This is a genomic window from Pyrococcus yayanosii CH1 (assembly GCF_000215995.1).
Lineage (GTDB): Archaea > Methanobacteriota_B > Thermococci > Thermococcales > Thermococcaceae > Pyrococcus > Pyrococcus yayanosii.
Map to the genome: position 1 here is coordinate 223,664 of NC_015680.1, position 19,709 is coordinate 243,372.

A 19,709-nucleotide genomic window follows, 5' to 3' on the forward strand; every position below is an offset into this window, starting at 1 on the left:
CAGGTTTTCTCCACCCCATCTACGGAGAGCTCTCAGAAGAACTTGTTATTCCTCACGAGGGTTCCTATTATGTGGCCTATTTTGGCAACGGCTCTCTTTCCTGCATTCTAAGGCTCAAGAAGAACACTCCAACGGAGAGCGTCCAGAACGCAGTCTACGCTACCGGAACAGTATCCGCATTCGTCCTTGCGGCTCTTCTCTGGAGGAGGTGGGGAAGTGATAATCGCCGAAAACCTTGTAAAGCGCTTTGGAAGCATATGCGCTCTGAAGGGAATAACTACGGAAATTACAGAGGGAATGACCCTCATTCTCGGCCCCAACGGGGGAGGCAAATCAACCTTCTTAAAGCTCGCCACTGGAATCTACAGGCCGACCAGGGGAAAAGATACTGGTTTTTGGAGAAGATCCCTGGAAGAGCGAGAGGATAAAGGAGAGGATTGGCGTTTCCTATGACCCGCCCTCCTTTCCCAAGCTCATCACAGGCAGGGAATGGCTGACGCTCTTTGCGTCAGCTAAGGGATATGGAGAGGAAGAGGTGGAAAGAGTAGCCAAGCTGTTTAACATTGACTTTCTCGACAAGGAGGGTACTCTTCTGGAATTGTGAAGAAGCTGAGCGTAGCCCAGGCCTTCATAGGGGAACCGAGGCTCAGGAAGCTGAAAACGAGTGGAGAAGCGAGCTTCGTCGTGATCAGTCATATCTGGGAACCTCTGCTCCCACTCGCCGACAGGGTTCTGGTTATAGCGGATGGCAAGCTTGTGCTTGAAGGGTATGTGGATGACGTGCGGGAGGAAGTTGAGGTCCTTTTCAGGCCGAGGATGGATATCGAAACATATTAGGGGGGTGGCAATCTCCGATATGTGAGGTTTGTAAGCCCGAATGGGGACTGCCGAAAGTTTTGAAGATATGGGGAGTTAATGAGCCTTACAAGGCTTTACACAAATTACGGCTAACCAGAACGGATACATTCATAAGAGCATGGGAACCTCTTACATACTCGAGAAGCCATTCTAATTCAACACCCGCAATCCTTAAAAACTCTTCATCCAACTTCGCCCGACTAGGCGGGGTCAACCCGCGGGATGTTCCCGGACGGGAGAACCACAAACGAGGAAGGGGTGAAAGGAATGGGCATGTACAAGTACATTAGGGAAGCTTGGAAGAGCCCCAAGAAGAGCTACGTGGGTCAGTTGCTCAAGCAGAGGATGATAAAGTGGAGAAGGGAGCCGGTAGTCGTTAGGATTGAGAGGCCGACCAGGCTCGATAGGGCTAGGGCTTTGGGTTATCAGGCCAAGCAGGGCTACGTCATCGTTCGTGTTAGGGTTAGGCGGGGAGGAAGGAAGAGGCCCAGGTGGAGGGCTGGAAGGAAGCCCTCCAAGATGGGTATGGTCAAGTACTCACCCAAGAAGAGCCTTCAATGGATAGCCGAGGAGAAGGCGGCGAGAAAGTTCCCGAACCTTGAGGTTCTCAACTCATACTGGGTCGGCGAGGACGGAATGTACAAGTGGTTTGAGGTCATAATGGTCGACCCGCACCACCCCGTAATTAAGTCCGATCCGAAGATAGCCTGGATAGCCCTTAAGGTTCACAAGCGCAGGGTCTTCCGCGGGCTTACCTCAGCTGGCAAGAAGGGCCGTGGCCTGAGGAACAAGGGTAAGGGAGCCGAAAAGGTTAGGCCCAGCATAAGGGCAAATGAGGGCAAGGGTAAGTGATTAAAGCTCTTCGCACTTCGCCTTCTTCTTTGTTCTATAGAACCAGTCTGCGGCTTTGCAGTATTCGAAGAGCTCTTCTGGCTTGAAGTAGAGATTTATCTCCCTCTCTGCACTCTCTGGACTGTCGCTGGCGTGGACGACGTTGTATATCGCGTCCCCTATGTCGAGTCCGTAGTCTCCCCTTATAGTCCCAGGCTCTGCGTCCTTCGGGTCGGTGGCCCCGGCCATCTTTCTTACAACGCTTATCGCATATCTCCCTTCAACGACCATCACAACGCTAGGTGCCTTCGTTATATACTCTATTAGGGCTTCGAAGAAGGGCTTTCCCTTGTGCTCCGCATAGTGCTTCTCTGCGAGCTCCCTGTCAATCCATATCATTTTCATTCCGACTATTTTGAGACCGCGTTTCTCGAATCTGCTGATTATCTCCCCAATCAGACCCCTGACAACCGCGTCCGGCTTTATTATTACCAGCGTTCTCTCGACTTCCGCCATGGGAAACACCAAAGGCTAATGGGGGCATGGTCTTAATTATGTTTTTCTTCCTGAGCTGCCACCAGAGAAAAATCAGGCCCATGACTATCCCAGCGAGCAGGAAGGGTACCCGGCTGGGCAGGGGCAGGTTCCTGTGCCATCTGTAGAGAAGGTAGTTCTGATATAGGAAGAGATAGCCAAGCCACGCTATCAGGATGGCCTCAACGAGAATCATGGCGAACTCCTTAGTTTCCTCCTTCATCTTTCCCCCTCCAGAACTTCCTGAGGTAGAGCCTCATCGTGGGCAATGTTACAGCCCTCATCGTCTCCACCATCCAGTCGGGTAAGTCCTTTTTAACATTCTTCCAGAGAACACGGTAGTCGAGGATCACTATGCTCCCCCTCTCCTCGGCCGAGCGGTGCACTCTTCCCGCCGCCTGGGCTAGCTTTCTGTGGGCGGGCAGGACGTAGCCGTAGTAGCGGCCCTTCCCCGGGAACTTCTTCTCGAAGTACCTTATCTGAGCTTGGACCCTCGGCGTCGGGCGGGCGTATGGGATGCCGACCAATACAACGCCGTTCATTTCATCACCACTGTAATCCTGCCCCTCGCTGTTCCTTCCTCCCATGACACCGAAGAGGACGGCCCCGTTCCCCTTCGCCTCGGCCTTGAACTGGGCCACGAGGGCATCATTCTCCCTCGAGCTGGCCCCTTTCTTCTCGATGAAGACCTTCTTGCCGAGCTCTTCTTCGATCTTGACGTGTATGTTAGTGCTTATGAGCCCATCGAGGACCTCATAGGAGGCAGTGAAGACGCCTACGTTCTTTGGCGTCAGCCTGACGGCCTCAAAGATATACTCAGCAAGCCTTCTGTAGAGACCCGGACTCCTCTCCTCGCCCCTCGTCGAGACGTCTCTCGCGACAAGCACAAGGGCATTTTCCCTCTTCACAATCCTGGGGAACTTCTTGAGCTCGGCTTCCACGCCTATTATGTCTCTGAAGGCCTCTAAGGGGCTGAGGGTCCCGGACATGAATATGGCCGAGTGAACCTCCTCCACGAAGTCGAGGGCTCTAGAGGGGTCGAGGGCAACGATCTCGAGGCTGAGTCCCTTCTCCCTGCTCATGAGATGCAGATAGTCCTCGCTGTTCGCGAGGGAGAGCCACGTGAGGAGGAACTCTCCCACCCTGCCAATGTAACTCCTTGGTGGAAGGTTCCGCTCTATCCTGTCTTCCCTTATGGCGTCCCCTACCTCCACCATATCGTTGAGCATCCTCACTATGGCCCTCCCCAAGTAGCCGGTCACCTCAATGACGTGCCTGAAGATGTCCTCCGGCCTTATCGGAACCTCATATGCCTCGTAGTTCTTTAGCCTCTCCTCGTAGAGAAGTTCCAACCCTCTCAGAAGGATTAAAAGGAAGCTCTCTATGTCCCCCTCCCCGTATTCTTGGGCCTCCTTGACGGCCCTCTCGAGGCTCCTCAGGGATAGCCTATCGCTCAAGGCTGATACGGCCTGGTCCGGTAGATTATGAGCCTCGTCGAACACCAGTATCAGGTCAGAATACTCGAGGCCCAGCCCCTCGAGGAAGGCCTCCCTTATCGGGGGACTCACCATGTAGAGGTAGCTGGCCACTATCACGGTAGCCTTCTCGCCAACCCTTCGCGTCACCTCGTAGGGGCAGAGCTCGAGGAGCCGGCAGTAGTGGACTATCTCGGAGGGGTGACCTGGAGTTGTGAGGAAGAACTCGACCAGCTCCGAGACTCCCTCCCTCTTCTCCTTGAAGTTCTCGTAGAAGGGGCATTTCCCGAGCTTTTTCAGGTTCTTGCAGACCACCATGGCATTGTAGGCGTCGGGGGAAAATGTCTGGATGTAAGGATGGAGGCAGAGCTCCTTCCTACTCCTGAATTCGACGCCACTGACCTTTGCCTTCCTCCCTATGGCCTTCAACTCCTCTATGACCCTATCCATCTGCTTGTGGGTCCTGGCAAGGTAGACAACCTTGTATCCCATAGCGATGGCGTGGGGAAGGATGCCTGCGAGGACACTTATCGTCTTTCCGAATCCAGTCGGGGCCTCAACTATTAGGTTCTTCCCTTTCCTAACCGCATCGCTGACCAGTCGAATGAACTCCTCCTGATTGGGTCTGAGGCTCTCGTAGGGAAAGTATTCGAGCATAATCCTCGCCCAATCTTCTCGCTCCCATCTAAAAAGATACCGGCGTCGTCAACCGTAAACTTTATAAACTCGGTCTTACGTAGTGGATGATGGCCCGAGCACCGGTGGGCCGGTAGCTCAGCCTGGGATGAGCGCCGCCTTGGCAAGGCGGAGGCCCCGGGTTCAAATCCCGGCCGGTCCACCACAAATTTTATGGGCGGGCCCGTGGTCTAGACTGGTTATGACGCCACCCTGACAAGGTGGAGGTCCGGGGTTCGAATCCCCGCGGGCCCACCAAGTCTCACGATTAAAAGAGAGGGGAATAACTGTTTAGTGCCATGTAACGACCTTCTTATAAACCCTTCCGGCGAGTGCATCCCTAATCGCGGTCTCCATTATCTCTAGCCCCCTTTCTGCTACTTCCTCGGTTATGACGAGTGGTGGAGTGATCCTTATGACGTTCCCGAACATTCCGTAGCTCGGCAGTATTAGGCCGAGCTCAAAGGCGCGCCAGCATATCTTACCCGTGAGCTCAGGATCTGGCCTCTCATCCCTGACTATTTCGACACCGATCATCAAACCTTTGCCGCGAACGTCCCCTATAATCTCGAACTCCTCCTGCATCTCCCTTAGCCTCTTCATAATGAATGCTCCGACGCGAAGGGCGTTCTCGAGGAGGTTCTCCTTCTCTATTATCTCCAACGTCGCCTTGGCCGCCGCTGATATTACGGGGTTCGCGGCTGGCGTCAGCAGGGATGAGCCGCTCGTGAGCTCCATCAGCTCTGCCCTCCCTATAACGCCACTCAGCCCCATGCCGCTTGCCACGCCCTTTCCGAAGATGAGGAGGTCGGGCTCGATGCGGAACCATTCGCTGGCGAACCACTTCCCGGTCCTCGCTATGCCGGTCTGGACCTCATCCATAACGAGCAATATCCCGTGCTCCTCGAGGAGGCCCTTCAGCTGGACGAAGAAGTCTTCTGGCGGAACCACTATGCCGGCGTCCCCCTGAATTGGCTCCGCGAAGAGGGCCGCCACCTCATCCGGAGGTGTTATGTGAGCGAAGACGTAGTGCTCGAGGTAGTCGAGGACGCGGTTGATAAGCTCATCTGGATTTTCATAGCCGTTTATTCCCCAGGGATTCCTGTATGGGTTCGGATAGGGAATCCAGAAGACGTTGGGCATGAGAGGCGAGAAGCCTCTCTTCTGGGAACTCTGGAACGCCGCTACCGACGTGGCTCCGAGCGTTTGGCCGTGATAGGCCCCGATGAAAGCCAAGAGCCAGGGCCTTCCTGTTGAGAACTTGGCTACCTTGACTGCCATGTCAACGGCGTCGCTACCGCTCATTCCGAAAATTATCCTTGGCTCGTTCACGGGTGCTATGGTGGTGAGCCTCTCAGCCACCTCTATCGCCCTCTCGTTGTGGGTGTATCCTATCATGGAGTGCTGGATGAGGGCGACCTGCTCCCTTACGGCCTCCACGAGCTTCGGATGGGAGTATCCTGTCGAAGCGGCGGCCGCCCCGGCTAGGAAGTCTATGAAGACGTTGCCGTCTACGTCCTCTATGAAGGGGCCGAAGCCCCTTCTAGGGACGAGGGGGAAGAGCTTCACGCCGATGCCGGGCGAAAGAACACGACTCTCCCTCTCAACGAGCTCCCTGACCTTCGGTCCCGGGGGTTTAACGACAATCTTGGGATAGTCCATATGAGTCACCTCAAATTGTAGGTGATTAAAAAGGAAATAAGGGGGGCTTACGGGTTCTTGGCGAGGAAGTCCTTGGTGTACTGCTTAATTATGGGGTAGAGCACTATGAGGCCCACGAGGTTCGGGATTGCCATGAGGCCGTTCATCATGTCCGAGAAGTTCCAGACAGTCTCGAGCTTGGTGACGGCTCCGATGTATATGAAGACCACGAAGAGGAGGTTATAGACTAAGTGAAGCTTCGGGTAGAGCCTAGCGAACTTCTCGGGGTCCCGGGTTATCCACTTGGCCAGGTACATGATATTCTGCCTGCCGTAGAAGGACCATGCCAGAATCGTCGAATAGGCGAAGAGTATTATGCCTATGGCGACCATTATCTCACCAAGGTGCCCAAAGGCCTCGGCGAAGGCGGCCTGGGTCAGCGGAGCACCGTTGAGGTCGGGGTACTTGGTGTAGGCGCCCGTGACGACGATGCTTATACCCGTGAGGGAGCATATTATCAGGGTGTCGATGAAGGGCCCGAGCATGGCCACGTGAGCCTGTCTGGCCGGGTGGTCGGTCTTGGCCGCGGCGTGGGCCAGCGTAGCGGTACCGAGACCTGCCTCGTTGGAGAACAGCCCTCTCTTGACGCCCCAGATTATCACCTGACCTATTGCACCACCGGCAACGGCCCTGCCTGTAAAGGCATCCTTGATTATCATGGCTATGGCGCTCGGTATCTGGCCGGCAAACTTTATCCAGACACCGATCGCAAAGAGGAAGTACACTATGGCCATGAACGGAACTAAGGCCTCCGCGACTTCGCCTATTCTCTTGATACCACCGATGACAACTATGAAGGTCAGGATTGCCAGCGCGAGCCCTGTGACCCAAGCAGGTATGCCAAAGGCTGTCTCTATGGCATCCGCCACCGAGTTGGACTGGGTCATGTTGCCTATACCGAAGGCCGCTATGGCGGCGAACAGGGCGAAGAGCACTGCCAGTATCTTACCGATCACGGGTAGCTTGCTCTCCTGTAGCAGGGCAAGGCCGAGTATCGCGAAGAGGATCGCTATTATGAAGGCAAGAACCTTAAGACCACCTGCCAGGCCGAGGCCATCCCTGGCTATGAACGCCGCAAAGAGGAGCATAAGTATGGCCGCGATTGCCCTGCTGATGCCTGTCCCCTTGACCTCGGCGAAGCCCTTCTCGAGGAAGTTGAAGGTTCCTCCTATCATGGTCCCATCGGGTAGCTTGCCCCTGAAGGCGACGCCCAGCAGACCCTCCGAATACCTTGTGGCCATACCGACGAGGGCTGTAACCCACATCCAGAACAAGGCACCTGGGCCGCCGTAGTGTATGGCCGTGGCGACACCGGCTATGTTACCGATACCTACGGTTCCCGATATCGTGGCCATAAGAGCCTGAAAAGGTGTGATGTCTCCCTCGCCGGTCTTTTTCCTTCCCTCGGAGAGGGTGAACTTTATGGCCCAGCCTAGCCTGCGGAACTGGATACCACCGAGGACGATTGTTAGCAATAGTCCGGTGCCTATCAGTAGCACTATTATAGGAGGACCCCAGACCTCTCCATCAAGCCAGTTAATGAAGTCAACTATACCGCCCATCGGTGCACCTCCAGCAGAGATATCGCAAACATCTATACTTCATAGTGCTATTTAAGGCTTATCTAACCTTCTTAGTTCTGTAATGTAAAAAAATGTTCATTAAGGAGCCTGGCGTAACCCTTTTAAGCGCCACTATCCCGTAAGGTTTGATGCACCAGGGAAAGGCAAGGCTCACGGCCACTTTCTTTTGTCTCATACTCCTCATGGCCTTCCTGCCCTCGGGTACCGCCAGGATAGGCACGACGAGGATTGAGGATCTAATGACTGCCCTCGCGGTTCTTCTGCTCGCCCTCTACGTCTTCTTAACAGTCTTTCTGGTAATCCTGCTTCTGTCTTGGCGGGACATCTCGGCAAAGGAAGAAGCCTATGACGGGTTCCTCAGAAGATTCCTGACCATGCTTGCCCCTCTTGTGGCGTCTGTAATCTTATACTTCTTCGTGCTTCCGCGCCTTCCAGCTCCCCTTTCAAACACCTCAGCCAGTCAGGAGACCATTCTGGGCCCTGTTGAGGCTCCTTCTATCGTCCCCCTTCGGCCTGTGGAGACAAGGGCGGGTGGAGAGGCCGGTAGCTACTATGCCTACGGCCTCGCGGCCCTTGGGATACTTGCCATGGGTTTAGCTCTGCTCACGCTGGTGAGGGAGCTGGTAAAGATCGGCAGGAAGAGGGCTGTCAAGAGATCCCTCCAGGCCTTCGACTCGAGACTCGAAGAGGAGGGCCTCGATCTTTTCTCAAACCCAAGGGATGCCGTGATAGAGCTCTACAAAAAGGCGGTCCTCTGGCTGGAGGTTCTCGGCAACCCCTACAAGGAGAGCTGGACTCACTGGGAGCACGCCGCTAGGGTGAGCTACCGTAGGCAGGCTTATGTGACCTTAGCTAAGCTCTTCGAGAAAGCGAAGTACGCGCCGGAGAGAATCACCAGGGAGGACGCCAAAAGGGCCTATGAGCTTTACATGGCTATAAGGGGGGAGGAGAATGAGATTCACTAGGACACTAGTTGCCATACTCTTCCTTGGGGCCTTCCTCTTCGGCTCTTACCCGCTGAGGTGGATATGCGTCCTCCTGACGGGCATCATGCTCTTCGTGATGCTGCTCGGAAGCTATGAGGGGAAAGCCGTGAGAGTGCCAGCGGGGCGGGTCCGGAGGAGGGACGACTTCAAGAGGCTCACGGATATCGTGAGGAGGGCCCGCCCCTCCAAGGGTACCGTCGCGAGGAAGCTTATCGAGGACAGGATAGCCGAGATATACGCCAACCTCGGAAGATCACATGAGGATATTAGAGAGAACCCTCCCGAAGCCCTCCGGGTCCTTCGCTCCTATGATGATTTTCTCGCTGGCCTTGAGAAGGCCTTAGAGCTCGTGGGGGCTGATTTGAATGAAGGTTGAGGAGGTTTATGAGAAGGGGCAGGCCGTGCTTAAGGAGGTAAAGAGGGCGATAGTAGGAAAGGATAATGTCCTCAGGCTAATCCTTGCGGCCATACTCGCTGACGGCCACATACTCATAGAGGATCTGCCCGGCCTTGCCAAAACGTTAATGGCAAAGAGCTTCGCGAGGGCTCTCGGCCTTGAGTTCAAGCGCGTCCAGTTCACGCCCGACCTCCTACCGAGCGACATTCTCGGCGTGAGCGTCTTCAACCAGAAAACGCTTGAGTTTGAGTTCAGAAAGGGCCCCGTGTTCACGAACCTTCTCCTCGCGGACGAGATAAATAGGGCGCCACCGAAGACGCAGAGTGCTTTGCTGGAGGCTATGCAGGAGAGGCAGGTGACGATAGAGGGCAGAACCTACGAGCTTCCCAGACCTTTCATAGTCATAGCCACTCAGAACCCGATAGAGCAGGAGGGAACGTACCCGCTACCGGAAGCCCAGCTTGACCGCTTCCTAGTTAGGCTTCGGGTGGGTTATCCAACAAAGGATGAAGAGAAGGAGATACTCCGGAGAAGAATTGAGAGGGAGCGGGAGGAAGTTGAAATAAGGCCGATCCTGACTGCTAAGGATGTCGTAGAGATGCAGAAGGCAATCGAAGACGTTTACGTTAGCGACCCCGTTCTCGAATACATAACGTCACTCGTGTGGGCCACGAGGGAGGACAAGCGGGAGATAGAGGTCGGAGCCTCGCCGAGGGGAAGCCTCGCCCTGCTCAAGCTCTCTAGGGCCTATGCCATCCTCGACGGCAGGGACTATGTCATTCCCGACGATGTAAAGGCCGTTGCCGTGCCAGCGCTGAGCCATAGGATAATCCTGAAGAGGGAGCTCTGGTACACGAGGGTCAGCCAGGAGAGCATAATAGAGAAGCTCCTCGAAAAGGTCCCAGTCCCCAAGTTTGAGTGATGCCTATGAGGCCCACGGGAAAGGCCCTCCAGCTGCTCTCGGTCACCTGGCTCTCAGTCCTGCTTTCTTTCCTTCTCCTGAGATGGGATATGATCTACCTTACCCTCCCGATACTCACTCTCTTCTTCGTCGCCGTGCTCTTCTTCAAGCCCATCATAGACGTCAAGGTCGAGAGGGTTCTCCTAAGGGAGAGGGTCCTTGAAGGAGAAGAGGTTGAGATAACCGTCAGGGTGAGGGCCCTTGCCCGCATCCCCTTCCTCTTCATAAGGGACGAGCTGCCCGAGGGAGTCGAGCTCGTTGAGGGGAGCAACTCATGGGTCCTCTCGCTGGCGGAGGGTGAGGAGAAGGTCTTGAGGTATAGGGTGAGGGTTAGGAGAGGCATCCACGAGTTCAGGGGCTTTTACGTGGCATACCGGGACCCCTTTGGTCTCTTCGAGGAGGAAAGGTTCGTGGATGTTTACGGAGAGATTGTGGGTGTTCCGAGGCTCGAGGAGGTGATAACTCCCTATTCCACGAGGGGAACCAAGGTCACGGTCGGCCCCTTGCCCTCACCTCGCGTTGGTGAAGGCGTCGAGTTTCACGCTGTTAGGGAGTATCAGCCCGGCGATCCCTTCAAGATAATCAACTGGAAGGCCACGGCGAGAACTGGCAAGATAATGGCCAATGAGTTTGAGAGCGAGAGGAAGGTGGATGTAATATTTGTGGTCGACGCGACCTACAAGGGCGAAGCCGTCTTCGATTACCTTATACGGGCCGCCGCTTCACTCATGCTCGACTCCCTGAACAATGGCACAAGCTTCGGCCTTCTACTGTCCGAGAGTGTTCCCCTCTGGATAGGGGTTGACTACGGCAAGAGGCACTTTTTCAGGTGCATAGACGCTCTGAGCGCCGCGAAGCCCGATAAGAACAACATGATAGCCTACCAAGTTGACCATCTCGCGAGGACGAGGTTCCCGCCGAGGGCCCAAATCCTTTACTTCTCTCCCCTTATAACGGAGGAGGGTAGGGAGGCCCTCAGAATTCTCTACCTCTACGGCTACAGGGTTGTTGTGATAAGCCCCAACCCTTGCTCCCTCATAGAGCCGAGAAGTAGGGAGGAGGAGCTGGCTCTGAAGCTTCTGATGCTCGAGAGGAAAGCCGTAATCAGGAAGCTCTCGGCCTATGGCCCGATAATCGATTGGGACGTGAGGAAGCCCCTTAAGACGGCCATAGCGGAGGTGCTAAGATGAGGATTAGAGCCTCAATAATCCCGCTGATAATCCTTACATTACTCCTTTCGTCCATGCCTTATGGGGCACTCCTCGTACCGTTGGCGGTTCTGTCCTTATTTTCATACCTCCTTGGAGTGGTGTTCCTCGGCTTTCTGCTAGCTTTCCTGATATTCGAGGGTGTAGGAGGAGCTCCCGGGGTTTTCTTAGTCTCCATGGCTCTCCTGACGGTGGAAGTGGCCCACCTTGATAGGGCAAGGGCAATTCCCATCCACTACGCTTGGGTGATTTTCTCGGTCTTTTTGTCCCTCCCCTTGTATCTCCTCATCCGTCTCCTTTCCTACTTTGCCCCATCATTGGAGGTAACGGCCTTGGCAACCCTCTTCCTCCTCGTTCTCTACGTCTTCAGTAGGGAAGTAATGTTGAAATAAAAGAGAAGAGAGGTTACTCACCGAGCTCCTCCACCGGAAGCTTCATCCTGCTAACGGCTATGAGGGCGGCTATGCCAAGGAGAGGCATGAAGGTGAGCTCCGCGAGTGCTATAGCTTCACCGTGCCGGGCGAGGAGCTCCGTAACCGTCGGGGCAACCGCGTTGGCTGAGTTGGATATCAGGCCAAGGGCGAAGTTTGCCCTCGGTACGATGTCCTTGGGATACGTTGCCGGAGCGCTAGTCCAGAAGGCAGGTCCGGTTCCCTGAAGGGCCCCAACGAGCACTAGGCTGGCGAGGGCGAGGGAGTAGTTGCCCGAGAGCATGGCCTTGGAGTATACGAGGAGGCCCAGGAAGGCTATAAAGTATGAAGCTATCATAACCTTCACTACGGCATTGAAGAGGCCTCGGGGATTGGTATTCTTCCGCGACAGCTGGTATCCGACGAAGCCCATCGCTATACTCCAGAGGGCCTTGGAAACATTAAGGCTCGTGCTCAACGTGGCAACGTGCTCCTTTGTCCATCCCATCTCGTAGCCAAGGCTCGTGGAGAAGCCTATTATGGTGAATATGACCCAGAGAGCCGGGAAGAAGGTGAAGCCGAGGAGCCATGTGAAGGGCATCTTCCAGACGCTCACCCTGACCTCTTCTGAGGGGGCATGGCGAATCTCGAAGTCCTCGGTGAGAATCCACCAGAGGAGAAGGATGGTGTACATTATAATGCCCGTTATGATGAAGCCCACCTTCCATTCAACGTATCCAAGGAGGTAGCGGGCGCTCATGCTTCCGAAGACGCCGCCCCAGAATATTCCCGACAGGATTATGCCTTTGGCAAAGGGCCTTTCGGCCACAAAGTAGCGGGCTATCTGGGTGCTGAAGAGGGGGACGAGGGTTACCACGAATCCCTGAACGAAGCGCAGAAATACGACAACGTACCAGTTGCCGATAAACGGTATAATTATCTGGGGAATTGCGGCCCAGCTGAGGGCTATGGCCACGCTCCTCTTAAAGGAGCCTTCATAAATCCTCGTGTGGCCAAGGAGGAAGGCTATGAATAGGCCAAAGACGTAAGCTATGTGTTGCCACTCGTACAGGTCCCCGGATATACCGAAGTGCGTTATCACCTCGTTCTTGGCGACCCCCATCATGGTGAGCGTTCCGAATCCGGCCGTCATGAGAAGCGTATCAAGGATTACAAGACGCCATCTACCCATCTAAGCACCCCCTCACAGCTTTCCTATTAGCATGAGGATTCCGAAGATTATGAAGAGGATACCAGCCGCCTTATGAACTAGCTCTGTTGGGAGAGTATCGCCAAGTTTTTCGCCGATCAATGCCCCTATCAGGTTAACGAGAGTAAGACCTGAAATGGCTCCCAGAAACGCCTTCCACCAGCCGTATTTTGACGCAAAGGCAATTGTGGCAAGTTGTGTCTTGTCTCCAAGCTCAGCTAGGAAAATAGCAATAAAAACGTAGAGAATTTCCTTCAAGGGTTTCCCCCCTAGAGCTCCTCCAGGGCCTTCTCCATCCTGTCCATGGCCTCGATGAGCTTCTCCCTGCTTGTAGCGTAGCTTATCCTCACGTAGCCTTCGCCCTGCTTTCCGAAGGCCGTGCCTGGGATTACGACCACCCTCGCCTTCTCAAGAAGCCACTCACTAAACTCCTCGCTGCCCATACCGGTCTTCGAAATGTTCGCGAAGATATAGAACGCTCCCTTGGGCTCCGGAACCTCGATGTGCGGCATCTCTTTGAGCCGCTTGAGTACTAGCTTTCTCCTCTCGTTGTATTCATTCCTCATGACCTCAACGGCTTTCCAGCTCTCTTCCTCCCTGAGGGCGGCGATACCGGCCACCTGAACAAAGGATGCCACGTTCCCTATTACATAAGCGTGGAGCTTTATCATATCCCTTATGATCTGCTCGGGAGCTATTGCAAAGCCGAGACGCCAGCCTGTCATGGCGAAGGTCTTGGAGAAGCTATTAACGAGTATTGTGTTCTCGGGGGCGAACTTGAGCATTGGGTGATGCTTAGCCCCATCATATAGGAAGTGTTCGTAGGGCTCGTCACTGAGGATGTAGAGGTTGTAGTCAACTGCTATGTCGGCTATGGCCTTAGCAACCTCCTTATCGAGGACGGCACCTGTTGGATTGTTGGGATAGTTTAGGACTATCATTCTTGTCCTCTTCGTAACCAGCTCAAGAAGCTCATCGGGATCCGGCTGGAAGCCGTTTTCCTCTCTTAGGGGGAGCCTTACAGGCTTAGCCTCCGCAAGCTTGGCATCCTCAATGTAGCTCACAAAGGCTGGGTCGGGGATGATAACCTCGTCCCCCTGCTCGAGGAGGGTCTCGAAGGCGATATATGTGGCCTCATAGGCTCCCGCAGTCACTATCACGTTCTCGGGGGGCACTTCAATGTCGTAGAACTTCTTGTAGTACTCGCCGATGGCCTCCCTGAGCTCGGGGATGCCCGCGTTGGGAGTGTAATGAGTCCAGCCCTCATCGAGGGCCTTCTTGGCGGCCTCCTTTATGTTCTTGGGAGTATCGAAATCCGGCTCGCCAATCCCTAGGGATATTACGTTTTCAATCTTCGCAGCCTTTTCAAAGAGCTCTCTAATCTTTGAACGCTGTATCAAACCCATTCTGCCAGCGATAAAGTACTTCTTCCTGTAGCGCATATCTGACCCCCCTGCATCCGGGAACTCTTTTTGCTATTTATAAAAATTTTTCTCAGATAAAATGCCCGCTGTTACTTTGCCTCGACGAGTGCCATCTCTTCGAACCTCTTCTTCAGCTCCTCCTCTGCACAGTTGCTTATAGGAACGGTATCGAGCTTAAGTTTTTGAATCACATCCTTCAGTTTTTCACAGGCTCCTTTCCCGAAAGCCACAAGATAATTCTTCCCCCTCCTGGCTCCTACCTTGGCTATAGCGTCTCTTATCTGTGGTGTTCCTGCGAGCCTTATGAGTATTTCCCCTTTCACGGTCTTGGCCTTGGCCCTTCCATTCTTGAATGCCCTAAGGGCGAGAAGGGTTGCGAATGCCACCTCCTCCCAGCACTCCACCGATACCGCCTGCATGGTCTCGTCCAGGATTTCTAAGAGGGACTCTGGGTCTGATATATGGATCTTTGCGATACAGATTTCTTCCTCATTTCGTTCAATTCTCACGATTTTCATGATTCACGCTCGGCAGGTGAACTTAATACATTTTCGTAGCATCTTGTTAAAATTTTTTGAATTTTCAGATATTGTTTTAAAATTTTTTAAGATCCATATTATATCGGCATTATCCAGAGGCAAAAAGTATTTAACTAATTAAAGCAAGGCTCAAAGCAGTGAACGGCTGCACCGGGTGTTGCACTGATGAGCAGAATGAAGATAATCAGCGTGCAGCTGCCTCCGAGCCTTATACATGGGCTTGATGCCCTCGTTAAAAGGGGGCTATATCCCAACAGGAGCGAAGCTATTCGGAATGCCATTCGGGAGCTCCTTAAGAGAGAGCTCTACAAAGAAGAAATTGAGAGGGAATCCCTTCCCGAATACATTGTTAGATAACCCCCGGGGGAGGAGAGTATGGTGTTTAAGTTGTTGGAGCAGGCAGGAATAAACTTGGACTTTGACGACGGAGAAAAAACAAAAGCTGGTGAATACCTTGGGGGACTTGATGATCTGATAAAGATAGCAATAATAGGCGTCGGTGGTTCTGGTAACAACACAATATCGAGGCTCTACGACCTCGGTGTCCAAGGGGCCGAGCTCATAGCCATGAATACGGATGCCCAGCATCTAGCCCAGACTAAGGCCCATAAGAAGATACTGCTCGGAAAGAACATAACACACGGGAAAGGTTCGGGTGGCGACCCGAGGATTGGTTACATGGCCGCCGAAGCCAGCGCCCAGGACATTGCCGAGGCCGTAAAGGACGTTGACCTAGTCTTCATAACGGCTGGAATGGGCAATGGAACCGGAACAGGTGCGGCTCCCGTGGTGGCGAGGATAGTCAAAGAGACCGCGAGGAATAACGGCCGCTTTCAAGAACCCCTAGTCGTGAGCGTCGTAACGTTCCCCTTCAAGAACGAAGGTACTATTAGGACGGAGAAGGCCAAGGCGGGTATAAAGCTTCTTCTCGAGTACTCCGACACAGTAATAATTATACAGAACGACAAGCTCCTCGAGTTAGTCCCAAAGCTTCCAATAAACGCCGCATTCCGCTTCGCCGATGAGATAATAGCAAGGATGGTTAAGGGGATAACCGAGACTATAAAGCTTCCCTCCATGGTCAACATAGACTTTGCTGACGTTTACAGTGTCATGAAAGGTGGCGGTCCAGCACTCATAGGCATCGGGGAGAGTGACTCCAATAACAGAGCCGTGGATGCCGTTATGAACGCCCTTAACAACAAAATGCTAGACGTGGAGTTTGGCAGTGGTGATAAGGCACTTGTTCACTTTACGGTTGGCCCAGACGTCAGCCTTGGCGAGATAAACGCTGCCATGAACGTCGTTTACGAGCGGCTCGGCGAGAAGAGCGAGATAAAGTGGGGTGCGATGGTGGACGAGGATATGGGCAAGACTGTGAGGGCCATGGTAATAATGACGGGTGTTAGGAGCCCGCAGATACTAGGAAACGTCAACGCCCTGGTGGACTCGACTTCAATAGTTATGCCGAGCAGGAGGGAGTTCCTGAAGGACTCCAAAGTCGATAAGATATTCGGTTCAATACCCGATCCAAGAAGGGAGCGTCAGCTTAGGTCCACTCCTAAGGAACTCGATTACATCTTCGCGGACTTCTACGAGCTCTAACCTCCTAAACACTTTTTAATTATTCTGACCAATATCCCCAGGTGATGCTATGGCAATTATCATCAGCATTGCTAATCAGAAAGGGGGCGTAGGTAAAACAACGATCGCCTTGAACCTTGGCCATGCCCTTGCCCGCATCGGGAAGAAGGTCCTCTTGGTGGACATAGATCCTCAGTTTAACCTAACGTTTGCCCTGATAGGGATGGATGTTCTGAAGTATGAGGAGAACAACGTGGGAACCCTGATGACTAGGGAGAGCGACGTTCGTGAAACGATCGTAGAAGTCAACGAGAACCTTCACTTACTACCAAGTCATTTGAACCTCTCCGCCAAGGAGATTGAGATAATAAATGCCTACAATAGGGAGAGGAGACTTGAAAGGGCTTTACGTCCCGTTCTGCCCGACTACGATTATGTCATCATAGACAACCCACCCAGTATGGGCATATTCCTCGTGAACTCTCTCACGGCCTCCGACTACGTTCTAATCCCGCTGGAGCTTAGCTACTTCGGCGTCATAGGAATGCAGCTCATGTTTAACCTCATGAAGATGATAAGGGAAGAAACCAACGAGTCCCTGACTCTTCTCGGCATAGTTCCCAACAAGTTCACCCGCCAGACGAAGGTCCCCCAGATGAGGCTGAGGGAGCTCAGGGAGACGTACCCCGACGCTCCCCTCCTGACGACCATACCTAAGGCAATATCTCTGGAAAAGGCTCAGGCTGAGGGCCTGAGTATCTTTGACTACGAGCCGGACGGGAGGGCCGCTAGGGCCTTTGAAAAGCTTGCCAAAGAGGTGGTAGAGATTGTCGAGGAAGGATGATGCCAAGATACCGAAGCTCTTTTCCGGCTCCATAGACGAGCTGAAGAAGCCCGGAAAGAGAGCAGAGAAGGGGAAAGACCTGAAGAGAGAGAAGATGCAAAAGACCCTCTACATAACTCTAGACACAAACAGGAAACTCATCGAGCTTTACGCGGAGGAGGGAAGGAGGCAGAGCAGGATAATAGAGGATGCCGTTAATCTTTACTACTACTTGCGGATGGCCTTAGGAGAAAGGAAGTTCGGAGAGCTCGTGGAGGCCGTCAGAAGGGAGGACCCGGAGTTCCTGAGGGAGTATCTGAGAAAGCTCAAAGTATGATCACTCGCAGAAAGTCTCGATTATCCGCTCGATTATCTTGCTCGTCTTCGCCCTATCGTGTTTATACAGATAGGGTAGCCTCACGACCTCAGCCTTTATCCCGTGCTCCCTGAGTCTCTTCTTTAACTCCTCACAGCTGAACTCTTGGTCGGGCCCAAGGGCTATTATGTCAGGATCAAGCTTTTTTATTAGGTCGGGGCTGATCTCCCCCGGCTCTCCTATGACGACGTCGTCCACGTAACGTATGGCCCTAAGGAGCTCTGCTCTATCTTCCGCTGGATTTATGGGTGGTCGACCTTTCCTTCTCTTGACGGTCTCGTCATGGGCTACTATCACCACCAGCTCATCTCCGAGCTCCTTCGCCATTTTGAGGAAGTGGACGTGGCCTACATGAAGTATATCGAAGACGCCACCCACGACCACCCTTACCTTGCGGTCAGCTCCCATATCCTGTCCCTCGCATGGTGGATTACCTTTACGGCCTTGCCCTTTCTCCTCTCCTTCATGTCCTTTCCGTCCATGAGGGCTATCCCTATGGCGAGCGGCCGTCCGTATTCCTCCTCGACGACGAAGACGAGGTCTCCCTCCCCTATATCCTCATCGGCGTCCACTATTCCTGGAGCCATAACGTCCGCGCCGTTGAGGATGTGGGGGACGGCTCCCCCGTCGACGACGACCCTTCTGGGCCACCTCCTGAGATCCTCCTCATCCGAGAGCTCGTACAGAGCGATGACGAGCGGGAATATAAGTTCTCCCCTCTTTATGAATCTCGGCTTTCCGTTTACGAGGAGTATCTGGGTCATCTTGTCAAACTCTGCAACCACAACATCGTCCTTCTTCTTCAACAGCTTCCCTGCGATATCCTCGCCGAACATCCTCGAGAGCTCCCTCAATATGTTTTTAATTTCCTTCTTGCTTAGAGGGTGCTTCACCCTGAGCTCCATGCTCTCACCTCCTTGTAGAGCTCCTCGGCAGCTCTCCTTGGGTCCTCAGCCCCGTATATCCTTCTCCCCACGATTATGTAATCGGCCCCAGCCTCGAGGGCCTTGCGGGCGCTTCCTCCCTGAGCTCCTATTCCGGGTGTAAATATCTTTATTCCTTTCTTCAACATCTTCCGTATGTATCTTACCCTCTCAGGCCTTGTTCCGGGGGCTATGACGCCAAAGGGCTCAATCTCGTTAGCAATTTCGATGAGCTTGTCGGCAACCGGTTGAATGAACTCCTCTGCCCCCGGGTGGCTCATCTCGACGACCATTATTATCTCGCCGAGCTCCATAATGGCTCTGACGCTGTCTCTCCCGACGAACCCGTGCACTATAATGTAGTCGGCTCCGGCCTCGAAGACCTTTTTCGCCACAAGCCTGTTGGTGTTTGGTATGTCGGCCAGCTTAAGGTCGGCTATCATAGGAAGGCCCGTTCTCTCCTTGAGCTCCCTGATTATTCCTATTCCGGAGCCTAGTATGAGCGGCCAGTTGACCTTTATCATGGATATGTACTCCCTTACATCCTCAGCTATCCTGAGGGCTCTCTCCCTTTCGTAGACGTCAAGGGCCAGCACTATCACCTGATCACCTCCTTTAGTTCGCCTGGTATTTTGCCCCCCTTTAAGAACAGGGCGACGTGGATGGCGCTCTTGAACGCCCAAGGTGGCTCATCGGCCCACGTGACAACTACGAGGTCCCCCCCCTCCGGGGAGAGCCTCCTCATTATCTCGGCGTCAAGCTCTGGATAAGTGTCGGCGAGGGGCCTCTCGTCCTCAGGAAAGACTATCTTCCCGTCCTTCATAAGGAGTATCAGAGCTCCTCTTGCCCGAAACCTTATGGCCTCGTCTCTCAGCTCGAGGCTCTTAAAGGGCCCGGGTCTCCTAATCACGATGCCGCAGGCGGGATATCCATCCACGGATGGGAGCGGTACCGGTTCGGAGAACTCCTTGAGGAGCTCTTCTCTAAGAGCCTCGCCCTTTTTTGTGAGGAAATGCCCTCTCTGCTTAGACCCTATAAGGCCGTTGCTAGTCAGCTTCCTGAGTAGCGTCCTCACGCTACCTTCCCCGAGATCAAGAAGTTCGGATATCTGCTTTCTTCCGAGTAGCTCTTTGAGTAAGAATATCGTTCCAACGGCATCCTCGAGTGTGTATTCGGGATAAGCCCCTCTCTTCCAGCCCACTCCAACTCAC

At 53.7% G+C, this 19,709-nt stretch carries 23 protein-coding genes, 2 tRNA genes and 1 pseudogene; 13 read left to right on the forward strand and 13 right to left on the reverse strand.

Going from position 1 to position 19,709, the window contains the following annotated elements; genetic code table 11:
- The first annotated feature begins 216 nt into the window (after window positions 1-216).
- Window positions 217-837, forward strand: a pseudogene (locus PYCH_RS01295) (ATP-binding cassette domain-containing protein).
- A gap of 288 nt (window positions 838-1,125) precedes the next feature.
- Window positions 1,126-1,710 carry a 50S ribosomal protein L15e gene (locus PYCH_RS01300; RefSeq protein WP_048058143.1) on the forward strand — a complete coding sequence of 195 codons (585 nt, stop codon included), beginning with the start codon at window positions 1,126-1,128 and terminating at the stop codon, window positions 1,708-1,710.
- On the opposite strand, the gene ndk is transcribed toward PYCH_RS01300, so the two are convergent.
- The 3 genes from ndk to PYCH_RS01310 are packed head-to-tail and all read right to left on the reverse strand — an operon-like array spanning window position 1,711 to window position 4,355.
- The gene (gene ndk / locus PYCH_RS01305; RefSeq protein ID WP_237698699.1) at window positions 1,711-2,184 is read right to left on the reverse strand and encodes a nucleoside-diphosphate kinase; all 474 of its coding nucleotides are present in this window, start codon (window positions 2,182-2,184) and stop codon (window positions 1,711-1,713) included.
- Entirely contained in the window at window positions 2,075-2,446 is a 372-nt protein-coding gene (locus PYCH_RS10075) for a chloride channel protein (protein ID WP_237698680.1), read from the reverse strand. The genes ndk and PYCH_RS10075 overlap by 110 nt, the downstream gene beginning before the upstream one ends.
- On the reverse strand, window positions 2,430-4,355 hold the full coding sequence (locus tag PYCH_RS01310) for a helicase C-terminal domain-containing protein (RefSeq protein ID WP_013905033.1): 1,926 nt from the start codon (window positions 4,353-4,355) through the stop codon (window positions 2,430-2,432). The genes PYCH_RS10075 and PYCH_RS01310 overlap by 17 nt, the downstream gene beginning before the upstream one ends.
- 106 nt (window positions 4,356-4,461) lie before the next feature.
- Here PYCH_RS01310 and PYCH_RS01315 point away from each other — a divergent pair.
- Window positions 4,462-4,539, forward strand: a tRNA-Ala gene (locus PYCH_RS01315).
- 14 nt (window positions 4,540-4,553) lie between these two features.
- Window positions 4,554-4,631, forward strand: a tRNA-Val gene (locus PYCH_RS01320).
- A gap of 33 nt (window positions 4,632-4,664) precedes the next feature.
- Here the strand turns inward: PYCH_RS01320 and PYCH_RS01325 are convergent.
- Together PYCH_RS01325 and PYCH_RS01330 are read right to left on the reverse strand one after the other, a co-directional pair.
- On the reverse strand, window positions 4,665-6,035 hold the full coding sequence (locus PYCH_RS01325; RefSeq protein ID WP_013905034.1) for an acetyl ornithine aminotransferase family protein: 1,371 nt from the start codon (window positions 6,033-6,035) through the stop codon (window positions 4,665-4,667).
- Window positions 6,036-6,082: 47 nt separating this feature from the next.
- Window positions 6,083-7,636: an alanine/glycine:cation symporter family protein gene (locus PYCH_RS01330; protein WP_013905035.1), complete on the reverse strand. Its 1,554-nt coding sequence runs from the start codon at window positions 7,634-7,636 to the stop codon at window positions 6,083-6,085.
- A gap of 149 nt (window positions 7,637-7,785) precedes the next feature.
- Here PYCH_RS01330 and PYCH_RS01335 point away from each other — a divergent pair, with 149 nt between their 5' ends.
- The 5 genes from PYCH_RS01335 to PYCH_RS01355 are packed head-to-tail and all read left to right on the forward strand — an operon-like array spanning window position 7,786 to window position 11,601.
- Window positions 7,786-8,622, forward strand: coding sequence for a DUF4129 domain-containing protein (locus PYCH_RS01335; protein ID WP_013905036.1), 837 nt, complete (start codon window positions 7,786-7,788; stop codon window positions 8,620-8,622).
- Entirely contained in the window at window positions 8,609-9,019 is a 411-nt protein-coding gene (locus tag PYCH_RS01340) for a hypothetical protein (protein ID WP_013905037.1), read from the forward strand. The genes PYCH_RS01335 and PYCH_RS01340 overlap by 14 nt, the downstream gene beginning before the upstream one ends.
- Entirely contained in the window at window positions 9,009-9,962 is a 954-nt protein-coding gene (locus tag PYCH_RS01345; RefSeq protein WP_013905038.1) for an AAA family ATPase, read from the forward strand. Before PYCH_RS01340 ends, PYCH_RS01345 begins: the two co-directional genes overlap by 11 nt.
- A 5-nt stretch (window positions 9,963-9,967) precedes the next feature.
- Window positions 9,968-11,191, forward strand: a complete 1,224-nt coding sequence (locus PYCH_RS01350; RefSeq protein ID WP_013905039.1) for a DUF58 domain-containing protein — start codon at window positions 9,968-9,970, stop codon at window positions 11,189-11,191.
- Window positions 11,188-11,601 carry a hypothetical protein gene (locus PYCH_RS01355; protein WP_013905040.1) on the forward strand — a complete coding sequence of 138 codons (414 nt, stop codon included), beginning with the start codon at window positions 11,188-11,190 and terminating at the stop codon, window positions 11,599-11,601. The genes PYCH_RS01350 and PYCH_RS01355 overlap by 4 nt, the downstream gene beginning before the upstream one ends.
- 13 nt (window positions 11,602-11,614) lie before the next feature.
- On the opposite strand, the gene PYCH_RS01360 is transcribed toward PYCH_RS01355, so the two are convergent.
- The 4 genes from PYCH_RS01360 to cgi121 all read right to left on the reverse strand — a co-directional run bounded on the left by PYCH_RS01360 (window position 11,615) and on the right by cgi121 (window position 14,771).
- Window positions 11,615-12,811 carry an MFS transporter gene (locus PYCH_RS01360; RefSeq protein ID WP_013905041.1) on the reverse strand — a complete coding sequence of 399 codons (1,197 nt, stop codon included), beginning with the start codon at window positions 12,809-12,811 and terminating at the stop codon, window positions 11,615-11,617.
- A gap of 12 nt (window positions 12,812-12,823) precedes the next feature.
- Window positions 12,824-13,087, reverse strand: a complete 264-nt coding sequence (locus PYCH_RS01365; protein ID WP_013905042.1) for a TMEM165/GDT1 family protein — start codon at window positions 13,085-13,087, stop codon at window positions 12,824-12,826.
- A gap of 11 nt (window positions 13,088-13,098) precedes the next feature.
- Window positions 13,099-14,271, reverse strand: coding sequence for an aminotransferase class I/II-fold pyridoxal phosphate-dependent enzyme (locus PYCH_RS01370; protein WP_013905043.1), 1,173 nt, complete (start codon window positions 14,269-14,271; stop codon window positions 13,099-13,101).
- Between the two features lie 71 nt (window positions 14,272-14,342).
- A complete protein-coding gene (gene cgi121, locus PYCH_RS01375) occupies window positions 14,343-14,771 on the reverse strand; it encodes a KEOPS complex subunit Cgi121 (RefSeq protein WP_013905044.1) in 429 nt (142 codons plus the stop codon).
- A 186-nt stretch (window positions 14,772-14,957) separates the two neighbouring features.
- Here cgi121 and PYCH_RS01380 point away from each other — a divergent pair, with 186 nt between their 5' ends.
- The 4 genes from PYCH_RS01380 to PYCH_RS01395 are packed head-to-tail and all read left to right on the forward strand — an operon-like array spanning window position 14,958 to window position 17,536.
- Complete coding sequence (locus PYCH_RS01380; RefSeq protein WP_013905045.1) at window positions 14,958-15,149, forward strand: ribbon-helix-helix domain-containing protein; 192 nt, start codon at window positions 14,958-14,960, stop codon at window positions 15,147-15,149.
- An 18-nt stretch (window positions 15,150-15,167) separates the two neighbouring features.
- On the forward strand, window positions 15,168-16,397 hold the full coding sequence (gene ftsZ / locus PYCH_RS01385) for a cell division protein FtsZ (protein WP_048058144.1): 1,230 nt from the start codon (window positions 15,168-15,170) through the stop codon (window positions 16,395-16,397).
- Window positions 16,398-16,446: 49 nt separating this feature from the next.
- Entirely contained in the window at window positions 16,447-17,220 is a 774-nt protein-coding gene (locus PYCH_RS01390) for a ParA family protein (protein WP_013905047.1), read from the forward strand.
- Window positions 17,204-17,536: a hypothetical protein gene (locus PYCH_RS01395; RefSeq protein ID WP_013905048.1), complete on the forward strand. Its 333-nt coding sequence runs from the start codon at window positions 17,204-17,206 to the stop codon at window positions 17,534-17,536. The genes PYCH_RS01390 and PYCH_RS01395 overlap by 17 nt, the downstream gene beginning before the upstream one ends.
- Here the strand turns inward: PYCH_RS01395 and PYCH_RS01400 are convergent, their stop codons facing one another.
- Genes PYCH_RS01400 through PYCH_RS01415 form a run of 4 tightly spaced genes read right to left on the reverse strand, consistent with a single transcriptional unit; the run spans window position 17,537 to window position 19,699 of the window.
- Window positions 17,537-17,983: an adenylyltransferase/cytidyltransferase family protein gene (locus PYCH_RS01400; protein ID WP_048058145.1), complete on the reverse strand. Its 447-nt coding sequence runs from the start codon at window positions 17,981-17,983 to the stop codon at window positions 17,537-17,539.
- A complete protein-coding gene (locus PYCH_RS01405) occupies window positions 17,962-18,480 on the reverse strand; it encodes an RNA-binding protein (RefSeq protein WP_013905050.1) in 519 nt (172 codons plus the stop codon). Before PYCH_RS01405 ends, PYCH_RS01400 begins: the two co-directional genes overlap by 22 nt.
- Complete coding sequence (gene pyrF / locus PYCH_RS01410) at window positions 18,465-19,100, reverse strand: orotidine-5'-phosphate decarboxylase (protein ID WP_013905051.1); 636 nt, start codon at window positions 19,098-19,100, stop codon at window positions 18,465-18,467. The genes PYCH_RS01405 and pyrF overlap by 16 nt, the downstream gene beginning before the upstream one ends.
- Window positions 19,097-19,699: a DUF4443 domain-containing protein gene (locus PYCH_RS01415; RefSeq protein WP_013905052.1), complete on the reverse strand. Its 603-nt coding sequence runs from the start codon at window positions 19,697-19,699 to the stop codon at window positions 19,097-19,099. Before PYCH_RS01415 ends, pyrF begins: the two co-directional genes overlap by 4 nt.
- Window positions 19,700-19,709 lie beyond the last annotated feature (10 nt).